This window comes from Flavonifractor sp. An92 (genome assembly GCF_002159175.1).
In the GTDB taxonomy this organism is placed as follows: Bacteria; Bacillota; Clostridia; order Oscillospirales; family Oscillospiraceae; genus Pseudoflavonifractor_A.
In genome coordinates this window covers 268,018-279,215 of sequence record NZ_NFGZ01000002.1, presented here as the reverse complement: position 1 = coordinate 279,215, position 11,198 = coordinate 268,018, and the positions used below count along the sequence as shown (strand labels likewise).

Here is an 11,198-nt window from a genome sequence, read left to right as displayed (position 1 = left end):
CCGCGGCCGTAGAGCCCGTGAAGAAGGAACGGCCGCTTCGGGGCCGCGGCGGTACGGCCAATTTCCCCAGCGTGATCTCGGGGGCCAAGAGCGAGGACATCTCGCGGTGCCTGCGCAATTGCCTGACGTTCTACGGGCTCCCCATCGTGCGGGACGACGAGGAGTGCCGGGAGCGGCTGTACTGGTTCTTTGACACCTGCGAGAAAACGGGGCAATTGCCCACCGTCGAGAAGATGGTAATGGCCCTTGGGACCATTAAGCAGACGGTGTGGAACTGGGAACAGGGCATCGGATGTAGTCAAGTCCGCATGGACTTGATTAAAAAAGCTAAGGGATTTATTGCCAGTTTTGAGAGCGAAATGGTAACTGAAGGCAAGATAAACCCCGTGGTTTACATTTTCCGGGCCAAGAACTATTTCGGCATGAAGGACCAGCAGGACGTTGTGCTGAAGCCCGAAAGCCCGCTCGGTGACAAAGTGGACCAGGCGCGCCTGGAATCGACTATTGTCCAGGAGCTGCCGGATCCTGGCGACTATGGGGCCGACTAAGGCCCCAGCGACTATCGACTATCGACTATCGACTATGAGGAGGTACCGACTATGGACCAGAAGAAGGCTTGCCCGCTGTTGTTGGCGGCGGATGTTTCCGGGCGCGAGCTTTCGTCCTATCAGCTGGAGGCAGCCGTGCACAACCTGTTGGAGCCGGGGTGCTACGGGGACGCCGCCCGGCGTGCCGTGGCCTGCCCGGGCCCCTCTTGCGCCTGGTATGACGCGGCCCGGGAATGCTGCGCCCTGGTATCAATCGCGCGGCGCGCCGTGTGAGACCGTAGGCAGCGCGTAGGGCGCGTTTTGTGGCCCTGGGTATGTAGGGATATAGGCCGGCCATAAAAGCCGCTTACAGGCCCACCAGATGCCGCACAGGCGCAAGTGAAAAATTGCGCGGATATAGCGAGAGCCCCCAGAGGCCATAGGCGGCCTCTGGGGGCTCTTTTGTCGCGGGTATGTAGGGATATAGGCAGGGTGCATTTATGGCGGCACGCGGCGCCCTACGGCCTCACAGGCCAGGGCGCAAAGAGGCCCCCGGCGGAACGGGTCTACCGGGGGCCTCTGGTTTCAAGACCTACGCGCGCACTCCAGGATAATTAGGACCGGGAGCGTCAGGATGATGAGAGCTATCAAACGGGTGCATCTTCCTCTCGGGCCAGGTCCCGCGCGGCCGTGAGAATCCGCCGGGAGGCCTGACGCAGCGCGCGGGCCTGCGTGTCAAGCCATTCCTCTTCCCGGTTGGGGCGCCGCTCGCCGTTGCGAGTCTTTCGCAGTTCGGACGGGGTACAGAGGCGGGCGGCAATATCGCCGTTGTAAATGAGGGAGCATCCGCCCCACGAATACTCATACCAGTTAGGCGCCCCGTTGAGAAGGGCCCGTTCCAGGATATTAGGGGCGGCCAGGTCCTCCTCCCAGAAATACCCTCCGGCAATGGCCTCTTCCAGCTCCGCTAAAAGCTCACAGGCGTAGGCGGTTACGCCACGGTTCCAGGCGCTACGGTACGGGATTTCTACCCGATTGCGGATTTCTTGCACGGTCATTTGTGTACCTCCTTGTCATTGGAGGCGGCCCGTGATATACTGGGGCCGCCCTAGTTCGTTCGGTTCGTTCTGGGGTTCTACCCGGCCCCCGCCCTACGTTGCAGCGTTTGGCGGGGGCGTTGCGTTATCTGAAGCACTTATCCCCAACAAAGACGGCGGAAAAAGTGATCTCGGGGGCGTATTGGGTCCGGCCCCTAAGTACCATGACGTTGTTGTACCCTTTCAGCTTATCCGGGTCAACCGAATTGGCCTTAAAAACGCGCCCGCGTACTTGTACCCCGTCAATGGTGAACGTGGCCCGATAGTCGTCGTAATAGCCCGTCATAGCGTGGAGGAGGGCGTCCCACTTAATGCGGCGCTTGCGGCCTGCGGGCTTGCGGGTCTCCTGGGTCTCCTGGGTCTCCTGGGTCTCCCGGGTCTCCTGGGTCTCCCGGGTCTCCTGGGTCTCCTGGGTCTCCTGGGTCTCTTTGGGGCCGATGATGGACGCAAGGTCCATCATAGGATTGTTCGTGCTGTTTTCCTCACGCACGGTGCCGAACTCCGCCCCGGTATCCGGGTTCCTGAAGATCTGGGACCAATAGCAGTCGTCGGTTTTCTGGAATCCGGCGCTGCGAGCGGCAGATTCTAATTTCCACAGCTGCTGGTTGTCACGGTATTCTATGTTTTCCATGTGTTGCGCTCCTTTCTGCTCGGGCTGCCCCGGGCCTTCTTTTATGGTTCCAGTATACACTCACAATTGTAGGTTGTCAAGAGGAATTGTACACATTTGCAAGTTTTTCAATGCGCATTTGTGTATTTTGGACTCCACAAAATAAGTATTTTGTTGAGTTCGCGCCCGGATCCACCCCCGGGGGATAGGGGCTGCGGGCCCAGGCGCCAATAAACACCCCATGGCCCGAAAATTCTAAAAAGCTCTTGACAACCTACGAATGTAGGTGTACACTAAGGCCATACTGAAAACCTACAAAAAGGAGTTGGCCGCAATGATGATGAACCTGCCCTTGGGCCTCGCGATCAAAGAGATCATCCACCAGTGCCGCACCACCCAGATGGCGCTGGCGGAGAAGGCTGGGTACAAATACGTCAGTGCCGTTACGGCCCCCATCGCCCGGAATGACATGCATGTGTCGTCCCTGGTGCGGATGGCCGAGGCGCTTGGGTATGATCTGGTGCTCGTGAAGAGGGAGAACGCGGAGGGCCACCCGAGCATCCGTATCGCCTCCGCCGGGAAAGGAGATAAGCTGAATGAGTAAGAAGAAACTGACGGCCAGGGAGACCATGCTGTACATCCTCGCGGGTGTGCTGATTGGCCTCGGCGTGATCGGGGCGGTCGGCCTTATGGCGACCAGGGATAATGGCCCTGGGACAAGCGCCACCAGCTCCCCCGCTGCGGAGCCCACGGCGGAGGCCAGCTCCACCCCGGCCGCCGACGACGTCCAGGTACTGGTCGAGGACGATCTGGTCCGTATCAGCTACAAGGGCTCTGGCACCGTGGAAGGCGTGGCAGGGACGGCATACGTGTATTTCGAGGTCGAGAATCTGTCCGACCAGGCCTACACGGTGTACCCGATGAACTCGTCGGTCAATGACACGGTGGTCCTGTTGACCTCTGGCGTTCCGGCCTCCGTGGCGCCGGGCAAGACCTATACCTATCCCTGGTCGGTCTACTACCAGGGCGTGGGCATCCAGGAGTATGCAGACCTGAAAAGCCTGGAGACCGAGTTCCAGCTTATGGCAGAGGATGGCACCGTGCTGGAGACCGTCGGGCCGTTCGCTGTTGAGTTCACGCAGTAATCGAATACAGTGCCAAGTGCCGGAGTGCCAAGTGCCTTTTATCCACCAGGATAGGGGGCACTTTTTTTTTATGGACACAAGAGAGCTTGTAAAACTGGCGCTGAAGCGAGACCTGACGGACTGGGGCGCTGCTAGGGACGCCTTCGAGGCGGTTCGGCTGCTGGAGGAGACAGACTTCGACCTTGCGCACCACGTCAATAAGACCATCCGGTCGGTCTCGGCCAGACAAGCCGCGGCCACTGGAGACCCTGATTTTTTCGCGCTGAACAAAAAGGCGCTGCTGTTTGACGCGCCGTATGATTTTGACGCGCACTGCCGGTACATCGAGTGGAACCGGGACCCGGACAAGCGGTTTTATCTGCCCCGGCGCTCCCGGCTGCTCCCCGTCGCGCAGAAGCTCCAGAAATTGGCAGATGGAAAGCTGAAGCTGCTAGCGATCTCCCTGCCGCCCGGAGTGGGCAAAACCACGCTGGCCATTTTCTTTCTGACATGGCTGGCCGGGCGCGAGCCGGACAAGCCGATTCTGGGCGGCTCGCACTCCAACAGCTTTCTCCGGGGCGTGTATGACGAGTGCCTTCGGATCATGGACCCGCAGGGCGAATACCTGTGGAACGATGTGTTTCCCCATGTCTGCGTAACCAGCACCAACGCCCAGGACATGAAGATTGACCTCGGCTCTCCCAAGCGATTCACGACCCTGGAGTTCAGCTCCGTGGGCTCCGGCAACGCTGGTAAGGTGCGCGCGGAGCAGCTGCTGTATTGCGATGACCTGGTTGACGGCATCGAGGCGGCGCTTTCCATTGACCGGATGGACAAGCTGTGGAACCTGTACGCCACAGACCTGCGGCAGCGTAAGATCGGCGATTGCCGCGAGCTGCACATCGCCACCCGCTGGTCCGTCCATGACGTCATCGGCCGCCTGGAGGAGAAGTACGGCGACGACCCCGAGGCCGAGTTCATCCGATTCCCGGCGCTCAATGAAAACGACGAGAGCAATTTTGACTACGGGAACCATGCGGGCTTTACCACCCAGTTCTACCATGAGCAGCGGGACACCATGGACGATGCCTCCTGGCGGGCTCTCTACATGAACGAGCCCATCGAGCGGGAGGGCCAGCTGTACGCCGATAGCGAGCTGCGGAAGTATTTCGAGCTCCCGGACCGGGCGCCGGACGCAGTGCTCGCGGTGTGCGATACCAAGACCACCGGCTCGGACTACGCCTTCCTGCCGATTTTGTACCAGTACGGACAGGACTACTATCTGGAGGCCTGTATCTGCGACAACGGCAAGGAGGAGATCGTGGAGGACCGGATCATAAAGGCGCTTCTGGACCACAAGGTCCACATGGCCCGCTTCGAGTCCAATTCAGCCGGTGGGACCATCGCCCGGAACGTGCAGAAGGCGGTGAAGGCCGAGGGCGGACGGTGCCACATCACGACAAAGTACACGACGGAGAACAAGCAGACAAAGATCATCGTCAACAGCCCTTGGGTCAAAGAGCATGTGCTGTTCAACGAGGAAAAGGCCAAGAAGGACAAGGAGTACCGCCGGATGTACCAGTTCCTCACCAGCTACACCATGGCCGGCAAGAATAAGCACGACGACGTGCCAGACGGGATGGCATGTTTTGCCATTTATGCCCAGGAGCTCTCGGCCGGTACAGTTTCCGTGTGGCAGCGAAAGTTCTAATTGTGGGTTGAATGTTTCCACGGCGGTGATAAACTGGTATGTGAAATCAGCAAGACGGGGGGGTGCCGGAGTGAGAGTGGAAGTGTTTTGCCCCACCTGTGCAGCTGCCGGCATCCGCCGCAAGCTGATGGAGGTGGACAGCGGGGCCAAGGGTGTTGTGTACCCCTATTGCAAGGGGTGCAAAAAGAACGTCAAGATCGAGCTGCCGCTGAAAAAGTGAATACGCGCCCTGGGTAGCTCAGATGGCAAGAGCGCCATCCATGAAAGGTGGGAGCGCGCCGGTTCGAGTCCGGCCCCGGGGCGTGTATCAATATGCCAACGTACGCCAATGGTAGGCGCCCGGTCCAGAAAACCGAGAGGTACGGAAACGTCGTGGAGGTTCGAGTCCTTCCGTTGGCGCCATATGGAGTGTTGCCCGAGTGGGAAGGGGCCGGTTTGCTAACCCGAGGCTAGCGGAGACGCTGCGGTGGTTCGATCCCATCACACTCCGCCATAAGTTAATTTGTGCCAAGTGCCTGCCCGGCGCTACGGGCCTAAGAGTGCCAAGTGCTGATGATCCTACGGGATTGTCAGCACTTTTTTGCTTTTCAGGAGGTGCCAAATGGCGCAGACGACCACGACAACTGAACAGACCCAGGTGAACAGCGCCGGGGAGTACATTGGGCGTCGTAGGATCTACTGCACCACGGACGACATCAACGCCGAAAACGTCGTTGAGATCGTGAACATGCTGCTGCCCATGCACACCCTGAACAGCATGGAGGAGGAGTACCTGTATTGGTACCGGCGCGGCGTGCAGCCCATCCTGAACCGCACGAAGCTGGTCCGGCCGGAGATTAACAACCGCGTGGTTGAAAATCACGCAGCCGAAATCGTGGCCTTCAAGAATGGGTATTTCCTCACGCAGCCCGCTTTCTACGTAGCCCGCCGGGACGAGGAGAACGTGAACGACCGGGTGAAGGTCCTCAATGAGATGCTGTACCTTTCGGGTAAGCAGACAGCCGATAACGAGGTCACGGATTGGTTTCACACGGTCGGCGTGGGGGCCCTGTACGTGGAACCCTATCAGGACTCGGAGTGCCCGGTCCGGGTGTACGCCCTGGATCCGCGTTCGGCCTTTGTGGCGTATTCGCGCCGCCCGGGGAATGAACCGGTCATCGGCGTCAATATGGTTATTTCTGGAAAAACAGATACGACCACCGAGCTTACCTTCGATGTGTACACCAAGGACCGGTATTTTCGGCTCAAAGGCGGCATGACCGGTATGGTCATCACGGGCGACCCGATTGTGGGCACCGCGTATGAGCTGCTGGAAGAGGACGTGAATCGCCTCGGTGAAATTCCGATCATTGAATACCAGTATGAAAACAGCCGTATGGGCGCCTTCGAGGCCGTTATCCCCCTTCTGAACGACCTTAACACCATCGAGAGCAACCGGATGGACGGCTTGGAGCAGTTTATCCAGTCGCTTATGATCTTCTACAACTGTCAGCTCGGCGACGACGACGAAGGGAACCCCATCACGCCGCAGTATATCCGGCAGGCGGGAGCAATTTTCCTGAAGTCTATCGGCCAGGATAAGGCAGATCTGAAGATCCTGTCTGAACAGCTGGACCAGACGCAGACGCAGGTGCAGGTGGATTACATCTACCAGCAGATTCTCACGATCTGTGGCATGCCTTCTACCACAAAGGGCGGCACATCCACAAGCGATACCGGCGCGGCGGTACTTTATCGAGACGGATGGTACCAGGCTGACACGTATGCCCGGAACACCGAGGACCTTTTCAAGGTGGCGAACCGGCGGTTCGACCGCATTTTCACGAAGATCCTCCGCATGAAGGGCGTCGTTGACATCGGCCTGGCCGATTTTGAGCTTCAGTTCACCCGGAACGAGACCGCGAACCTGCTGGTAAAGACCCAGGCGGCTCTGAACCTGAAGAATCTGGGCTTCAGCCCGGAGCTGGCCTTCGGAAAATCCGGTGTGTCCAGCGACCCCGTGGCCGATGTGGCCCTATGCCGGGAGTACATCGACCGCGCGTGGGGCACCGCCCAGCAGCCGGAGCAGATCGACGAGACCAGGACCGACATCCTGGAGTAAGTGGAGGACGACATGGAAAAGTACATCGGCACCAAGATCATCGAGGCGGAGCCCGCCTTTTATTGCAAGGACGGGGGCGGCAATACCGCCGTTGCTCTTACCCGTGATGCCGCGGATACGTACCCGGATGTGCGGGAGGGTTACCGCGTCCGCTACCAGGACGGCTACGAGAGCTGGAGCCCCAAGGACGTTTTCGAGGCGGCCTACCGCCGCACCGACAGCATGAGCTTCGGCCTTGCCATCGAGGCGGCCAAAGCGGGCCACAAGATCCAGCGCGAGGGCTGGAATGGCAAGGGCCAGTACGTTGAGCTGGCCACCTGCATTAGCTACAAGAACGCCTCTGGTGAAGTGGTGAACGTCAACCATGACGCCATCGGCAACGCCGCGTTGGCGTTCGTCGGCACTTCCGGCGTTCAGCTCGGCTGGCTGGCCTCTCAGGCCGACATGCTGGCCGACGATTGGCGTATCGTCGAGTAAAATCGCATATTTTTGTGCCAAGTGCTTAATTGCCGAGTGCCACTGACCCGTAAAAGCGGGCCTGTGGCACTTTTTTTTCGTATTTTACGGCATTTCGCCGCTGAAATCCCGGAGGGAACCGGGTTACCAAACGCGCAGGGTGAAGGAACACCACCAAAAAATGCAGTTCGGAGGCAGCAAACATGAAAATCGACACTACCAAGATCGAGGGCTACGCGAACATGAGCCCCGAGGAGAAGCTGGCGGCCCTGGAAGGCTACGACATGCCTGAGCCGACCCAGGACTCCGGCGAAATCCAGCGGCTCAAAGACGCTGTGAGCCGGGCGAACAGTGAGGCCGCCGATTACAAGCGGCAGCTTCGGGCGAAGCAGACCGATGACGAGGCCAAGGCCGCCGAGGATGCCAAGGCCCGGGAGGCAATGCAGCAGGAGCTGGAAAGCCTTCGCCGTGACAAGGCTGTTGGTGCGTATCAGGCCAAGTTCTTGGAGCTCGGCTACGACGCTACCGCCGCGGCCGACGCCGCCAAGGCCCTCCAGGCCGGGGAGTTCGACAAGGTTTTTGCTGCCCAGGCCGCTTTCATCGACGCCACGAAGAAGGCCGCCGCGGCTGGTGCTCTGGATAAGCAGCCCGGCCTGTCTCACGGCGACCCCGTTGGCGCAGAAGCCAAGAAACAGGCGGAGATCGCCGCCCTTCGGCGGTACATGGGTCTCCCGCCCGAAAAGAAAGGATGATTTGAATGGCTATCGAGAATAGCTTCACCCTTGCGCAGGTGTACCTGCCCCTTATCGACGAGGTGTACAAGCGCGAGTCTCTGACCTCCCGTTTCGATTACACCAGCGACCGCGTGCGGTTTATCGGTGGCAACACCGTCCAGGTCTACAAGGCCACTATGGACGGCCTGGCTGACTATGGCCGCAATACCGGTTTTGTTCAGGGCTCCGTCAACGGCTCCTGGGAGACCATGACCCTCGGTGAGGACCGCGGTGTGTCCCTGACTGTCGATGTCCTGGACAACGACGAGACCATGGGCATGGCCTTCGGCACCCTGCTGTCTCAGTTCCTGCGCACCCAGGTCGTCCCCGAGCTGGACGCCTACCGCTTCTCTCAGATGGCGAGCTTTACCGGTATCGGCAAGGCAGACGCTACCGACATCACCGTCGGCACTACCGATGTCGCTGAGATGCTGGACACCGCAGAGCAGGTCATGGGCGACGCCGAGGTCCCCCTGGACGGCCGTATCTGCTTCATGTCTGAGACCTGCTACGCAGCGTTCAAGGAGAACATCGCCCGCTACCTGGGCAATGACAGCCGCGTGAGCCGCGACGTGACCAACTACAACGGCATGCCCATCGTGCGCGTGCCCAAGAACCGCTTCAACACCGCCATCACTCTGAACGATGGCTCCTCTGAGTTCGGCTACACCATCCCCGCCAGCACCAGCTATCCCATTAACTTCATGATCGTTCAGCCCGATTCCATCGTGCAGATCGTGAAGCATGTGGTGCCCCGGATTTTCAGCCCCCAGGTGAACCAGACCATGGACGCCTGGAAGCTGGACTACCGGATCTACCACGACATCTTCCAGTACGAGAACAAGCAGGCCGGCATCTACCTGAGCGCCGCTGCTACCGCCAACAGCTGATCCTGGGGAGGGTTTGAGTATGGCCAAGAGTTCCTGCGGCAATTCCAAGTCGGGCTCCAAGTCCGGCATGACCAAGAAGTCGGGCTCCACCAAGAAGCCCAAGATGTAAGGAGGCGCCAAAATGGCCAAGGTTAAAGTCCCGGGCGGCCACATGGTCGGCGTTATCCCGGAGGGCTTCGATCCCAACGCGCCGAAGCTCGATACCAAGAAGCCCCGCGGCCGGGGCAAAAAGCAGGCTGGGGACGCTCCCGCTGAGGAAACCGAAGCCCCGCAGGCCGATACCTAACGACGGAGGGAGGGTCAGGTATGACTGAGGATGAAAAGGTCCAGCTGGTTGAGCAGCTTATTACGGACGTGGCCGTAACTACGGCAATGATTGAGTCCTACCTGGCCCTCGCTGCCGACCGTATCTTGCGCAGGGTGTGGCCCTTCGGCGGGGCCCCCGCGGAATGGCCGACGCAGTACGACATGGTCCAGGTTCAACTTACTGTTAGGATGATCGCCCGAAGGGGTGGCGAGGGCGAAATCTCGCACTCTGAGAACGGCGTGAGCCGAACCTATAAAAGCGTAGACGACGAGGACATCTTGGGTCAGCTGACCCCATATGTGGGGGTGGTCTGATGCAGAATTTGGCCAGAAACATGTCCACCGTGTGGTATCAGGTCTACACGGGGCAGACCGAGATTCTGGATGCCGACGGCAACAAGACCGGGTCTTTCCAGGACACGTATGGCCCCCTCCAGTCGGCGCCTCTTATGGTATCCCCGAACAAAGGGGATGCTACGCTGGAGCTTTTCGGCACGCTGTTGGACTATGACCGCACTATGGCAACTGCGGACACGACTCTTCCTATCGACGAACAGACGATCCTGTGGCTCGATGGGGCTGATACATCTGGCCCCTACACCCACTACGTTAAGCAGAGGGCCCCCTGGAAAAATAGCCTGGTGTTTGCTGTGAAGCAGGTGGAGGTGACGCAGGGTGGCTAAACGTGTGCTGACCGTACAGCTCAATTCCAAGTCAATCAGTTCGGCGCTGAAGGAAGTACGGGCCTATAAAGCCTGGGTGGACCGGAAAACGAAGGAGCTGGCGCGAAAGCTGGCCCGTATTGGGGCAGCGGAGACCCGAGTTAGATTCGCCGGCGCCCAGTACGATGGCGTTAAAGACGCCTCGGTCTCTGTGGAGCGGATCCAGGACGGCTACAAAATTGTGGCGTCTGGAGGGTCTGTGTTCTTCCTCGAATTCGGCGCCGGCGTGTACTACAACGGCGCCGAACCGTACCCAGAGCCCAGACCAGCAGGAGTGGTTGGCATTGGCCAGTACGGCAAGGGCAAGGGTAAGCAGAAGGCGTGGGGCTTCTATGACGACCGGGGGGAGCTAGTAGTTACCCACGGCACCCCGGCGGCAATGCCGATGCTTCACGCAGGCCGCGAGATGCGGCAGCAGATCGAGCAGGTAGCCCGGGAGGTGTTTGCGCATGATTGATATTGAGGCCGTGGTTTTCAACCGGGTGGCAAACGCTTTCGATGCTGCCTATCCACACGGATCGCGATACGGGGAGCAGACTACCTCGCCGCCTCGGTTTCCGTGCCTGACTCTGGAGCAGGTGGACAACTACACCTACCAAAAGTCTCTGGACGCCGAGCACCAGGAGCACGACGCCTGGGTCGTCTTTGAGGTGAATGTCTACTCCAATCTCACCAGCGGAGCCAAGCAACAGTGCAAGGCCATCATGCAGCTGGTGGATCAGCAGCTCCAGGGGCTGAACTTCACCCGCATGTTCTGTAACCCGGCGAAAAACGCCGATAAACGGTACTTTCGCATGACCGCCCGTTATCAGGCCGTCGTGAGCGAGGACTACATCATTTACCGACAGTAAAACCATCGGTGCCAAGTGCCTCTGTGCCAA

At 59.4% G+C, this 11,198-nt stretch carries 17 protein-coding genes and 3 tRNA genes; 18 read left to right on the top strand and 2 right to left on the bottom strand.

Annotated elements, in window-relative coordinates; translation table 11 throughout:
• Positions 1-17: 17 nt before the first annotated feature.
• Together B5G43_RS03030 and B5G43_RS03025 are read left to right on the top strand one after the other, a co-directional pair.
• Positions 18-548 carry a hypothetical protein gene (locus tag B5G43_RS03030; protein WP_143382826.1) on the top strand — a complete coding sequence of 177 codons (531 nt, stop codon included), beginning with the start codon at positions 18-20 and terminating at the stop codon, positions 546-548.
• Positions 549-599: 51 nt separating this feature from the next.
• On the top strand, positions 600-821 hold the full coding sequence (locus tag B5G43_RS03025) for a hypothetical protein (protein ID WP_087258962.1): 222 nt from the start codon (positions 600-602) through the stop codon (positions 819-821).
• Between the two features lie 353 nt (positions 822-1,174).
• On the opposite strand, the gene B5G43_RS03020 is transcribed toward B5G43_RS03025, so the two are convergent.
• Together B5G43_RS03020 and B5G43_RS17655 are read right to left on the bottom strand one after the other, a co-directional pair.
• Entirely contained in the window at positions 1,175-1,585 is a 411-nt protein-coding gene (locus B5G43_RS03020) for a hypothetical protein (protein WP_087258960.1), read from the bottom strand.
• A 124-nt stretch (positions 1,586-1,709) separates the two neighbouring features.
• Positions 1,710-2,255: a hypothetical protein gene (locus B5G43_RS17655; protein ID WP_143382825.1), complete on the bottom strand. Its 546-nt coding sequence runs from the start codon at positions 2,253-2,255 to the stop codon at positions 1,710-1,712.
• A gap of 331 nt (positions 2,256-2,586) precedes the next feature.
• Between B5G43_RS17655 and B5G43_RS03010 the strand changes: the two genes are divergently transcribed.
• The 16 genes from B5G43_RS03010 to B5G43_RS02945 all read left to right on the top strand — a co-directional run bounded on the left by B5G43_RS03010 (position 2,587) and on the right by B5G43_RS02945 (position 11,168).
• Complete coding sequence (locus B5G43_RS03010; RefSeq protein ID WP_143382824.1) at positions 2,587-2,838, top strand: hypothetical protein; 252 nt, start codon at positions 2,587-2,589, stop codon at positions 2,836-2,838.
• The gene (locus B5G43_RS03005; protein ID WP_087258956.1) at positions 2,831-3,379 is read left to right on the top strand and encodes a hypothetical protein; all 549 of its coding nucleotides are present in this window, start codon (positions 2,831-2,833) and stop codon (positions 3,377-3,379) included. The genes B5G43_RS03010 and B5G43_RS03005 overlap by 8 nt, the downstream gene beginning before the upstream one ends.
• A 70-nt stretch (positions 3,380-3,449) precedes the next feature.
• On the top strand, positions 3,450-5,069 hold the full coding sequence (gene terL, locus B5G43_RS03000) for a phage terminase large subunit (protein ID WP_158097341.1): 1,620 nt from the start codon (positions 3,450-3,452) through the stop codon (positions 5,067-5,069).
• A gap of 70 nt (positions 5,070-5,139) precedes the next feature.
• Positions 5,140-5,289 (top strand): hypothetical protein, encoded by a 150-nt coding sequence (locus B5G43_RS17245; protein ID WP_158097340.1) that lies wholly within the window; start codon positions 5,140-5,142, stop codon positions 5,287-5,289.
• Between the two features lie 6 nt (positions 5,290-5,295).
• Positions 5,296-5,372, top strand: a tRNA-Ser gene (locus B5G43_RS02995).
• An 11-nt stretch (positions 5,373-5,383) separates the two neighbouring features.
• Positions 5,384-5,471, top strand: a tRNA-Ser gene (locus tag B5G43_RS02990).
• Between the two features lie 3 nt (positions 5,472-5,474).
• Positions 5,475-5,562 (top strand) — tRNA-Ser (locus B5G43_RS02985).
• A gap of 108 nt (positions 5,563-5,670) precedes the next feature.
• Complete coding sequence (locus tag B5G43_RS02980; protein ID WP_087258952.1) at positions 5,671-7,170, top strand: phage portal protein; 1,500 nt, start codon at positions 5,671-5,673, stop codon at positions 7,168-7,170.
• Between the two features lie 12 nt (positions 7,171-7,182).
• Positions 7,183-7,647, top strand: coding sequence for a DUF2829 domain-containing protein (locus tag B5G43_RS02975; RefSeq protein ID WP_087258950.1), 465 nt, complete (start codon positions 7,183-7,185; stop codon positions 7,645-7,647).
• A gap of 182 nt (positions 7,648-7,829) precedes the next feature.
• Positions 7,830-8,378 (top strand): hypothetical protein, encoded by a 549-nt coding sequence (locus B5G43_RS02970; RefSeq protein WP_087258948.1) that lies wholly within the window; start codon positions 7,830-7,832, stop codon positions 8,376-8,378.
• Positions 8,379-8,383: 5 nt separating this feature from the next.
• Positions 8,384-9,289 carry a hypothetical protein gene (locus tag B5G43_RS02965; RefSeq protein WP_087258946.1) on the top strand — a complete coding sequence of 302 codons (906 nt, stop codon included), beginning with the start codon at positions 8,384-8,386 and terminating at the stop codon, positions 9,287-9,289.
• Positions 9,290-9,410: 121 nt separating this feature from the next.
• Positions 9,411-9,575 carry a hypothetical protein gene (locus B5G43_RS17240; protein WP_158097339.1) on the top strand — a complete coding sequence of 55 codons (165 nt, stop codon included), beginning with the start codon at positions 9,411-9,413 and terminating at the stop codon, positions 9,573-9,575.
• Between the two features lie 20 nt (positions 9,576-9,595).
• Positions 9,596-9,910, top strand: a complete 315-nt coding sequence (locus tag B5G43_RS02960; RefSeq protein ID WP_087258944.1) for a phage head-tail connector protein — start codon at positions 9,596-9,598, stop codon at positions 9,908-9,910.
• Positions 9,910-10,278 (top strand): hypothetical protein, encoded by a 369-nt coding sequence (locus B5G43_RS02955; protein ID WP_087258942.1) that lies wholly within the window; start codon positions 9,910-9,912, stop codon positions 10,276-10,278. Before B5G43_RS02960 ends, B5G43_RS02955 begins: the two co-directional genes overlap by 1 nt.
• On the top strand, positions 10,271-10,774 hold the full coding sequence (locus B5G43_RS02950; protein ID WP_087258940.1) for a hypothetical protein: 504 nt from the start codon (positions 10,271-10,273) through the stop codon (positions 10,772-10,774). The genes B5G43_RS02955 and B5G43_RS02950 overlap by 8 nt, the downstream gene beginning before the upstream one ends.
• Positions 10,767-11,168: a hypothetical protein gene (locus B5G43_RS02945; RefSeq protein WP_087258938.1), complete on the top strand. Its 402-nt coding sequence runs from the start codon at positions 10,767-10,769 to the stop codon at positions 11,166-11,168. The genes B5G43_RS02950 and B5G43_RS02945 overlap by 8 nt, the downstream gene beginning before the upstream one ends.
• Positions 11,169-11,198 lie beyond the last annotated feature (30 nt).

Bases quoted from the DNA above. Each gene is read 5' to 3' on its own strand.
- B5G43_RS03025 (WP_087258962.1), top strand. From the start codon at position 600: ATGGACCAGAAGAAGGCTTGCCCGCTGTTGTTGGCGGCGGATGTTTCC.
- B5G43_RS03020 (WP_087258960.1), bottom strand. From the start codon at position 1,585: ATGACCGTGCAAGAAATCCGCAATCGGGTAGAAATCCCGTACCGTAGC.
- B5G43_RS17655 (WP_143382825.1), bottom strand. From the start codon at position 2,255: ATGGAAAACATAGAATACCGTGACAACCAGCAGCTGTGGAAATTAGAA.
- B5G43_RS03005 (WP_087258956.1), top strand. From the start codon at position 2,831: ATGAGTAAGAAGAAACTGACGGCCAGGGAGACCATGCTGTACATCCTC.
- terL (WP_158097341.1), top strand. From the start codon at position 3,450: ATGGACACAAGAGAGCTTGTAAAACTGGCGCTGAAGCGAGACCTGACG.
- B5G43_RS02980 (WP_087258952.1), top strand. From the start codon at position 5,671: ATGGCGCAGACGACCACGACAACTGAACAGACCCAGGTGAACAGCGCC.
- B5G43_RS02975 (WP_087258950.1), top strand. From the start codon at position 7,183: ATGGAAAAGTACATCGGCACCAAGATCATCGAGGCGGAGCCCGCCTTT.
- B5G43_RS02970 (WP_087258948.1), top strand. From the start codon at position 7,830: ATGAAAATCGACACTACCAAGATCGAGGGCTACGCGAACATGAGCCCC.
- B5G43_RS02965 (WP_087258946.1), top strand. From the start codon at position 8,384: ATGGCTATCGAGAATAGCTTCACCCTTGCGCAGGTGTACCTGCCCCTT.
- B5G43_RS17240 (WP_158097339.1), top strand. From the start codon at position 9,411: ATGGCCAAGGTTAAAGTCCCGGGCGGCCACATGGTCGGCGTTATCCCG.
- B5G43_RS02960 (WP_087258944.1), top strand. From the start codon at position 9,596: ATGACTGAGGATGAAAAGGTCCAGCTGGTTGAGCAGCTTATTACGGAC.
- B5G43_RS02955 (WP_087258942.1), top strand. From the start codon at position 9,910: ATGCAGAATTTGGCCAGAAACATGTCCACCGTGTGGTATCAGGTCTAC.
- B5G43_RS02945 (WP_087258938.1), top strand. From the start codon at position 10,767: ATGATTGATATTGAGGCCGTGGTTTTCAACCGGGTGGCAAACGCTTTC.